The following is a 961-nucleotide window of genomic DNA, read 5'->3' on the forward strand; positions in this document are numbered from 1 at the left end:
CGGGGAAACTATAACAATAATTTAGTAGGGATGAATCTATTTATTTTTATTAGTGCACCAGCTTCGGCAGGTAAGGGAGTTATGATGTGGGGACGCAGATTAGCCGAGGAATTACATAAAGATTTAGAAAGTAGTTACAAGCAAAAGCTTGCTGATTACGAAGACGCAATGAGCCAATATAAAGATGCAGTAAGTAATGGTCAAGAAGCTTTATTACCAGCTAAACCAGAAAGGCAATTGTTCTTTATTCCTGCCAATAGCTCAGCTATCAAAGTCATTCAAACACTTAAAGCTAATGGAAATTTCGGTGTTATGTTTGATACAGAAGCTGATACATTGGCTCAAACCTTCGGTAATGAGTGGGGTAATTTTTCTGATATATTAAGAAAAATTTTTCAGCACGAACCCATAGAGCTGTTGCGGAAAACGAATGATGAATATGTTTCAATTGAAAAGTCCTTTATGTCGCTTGTGTTATCAGGTACTCCCAACCAGATAAATAATCTATTGTCTGGCGTTGAAAATGGCTTTTTCTCTCGTCTTATTTTTTATGATTTTCCATTATCACTTATTTGGAAGGATGTTTTTGATACCAGTATACAATCACCAGATGGCGATTTTTATTCAATGGGGATTCGATTAGCGCAATATTTCAAAAAAATGTCTGAAAAAGAACAGGGAAAGGAGGATTATGTAATATTATTTAGTTTAAGTCCAGTCCAGAAAAAACAATTCCATGAGTGGTTTTCTAAAAAGCAACTACAGTTATATGAAATTTATGGAGATGAAATTATTGCCAGCATACGAAGGTTAGGCCTTACAACCTTTAGGCTAGCTATGATACTAACAACAATGAGGCATTTAAATCATACTAATAACTATGATTTACCTAAAGAACTCCTTTGCTCCGATATTGATTTTAATACGGCTCTAAGCATAGCAGATACACTTCTTTGTCATA

General features: G+C 34.8%; 1 protein-coding gene. It reads left to right on the top strand.

What is annotated here, in order from left to right; genetic code table 11:
* Nucleotides 1–30: 30 nt before the first annotated feature.
* Nucleotides 31–961 (top strand): DUF3987 domain-containing protein (locus A4R26_RS11555; RefSeq protein ID WP_242674887.1); only part of this gene is annotated, 931 nt, incomplete at its 3' end.

The sequence above is a fragment of the Niastella populi genome (assembly GCF_002078015.1).
GTDB classification, from domain to species: domain Bacteria; phylum Bacteroidota; class Bacteroidia; order Chitinophagales; family Chitinophagaceae; genus Niastella; species Niastella populi.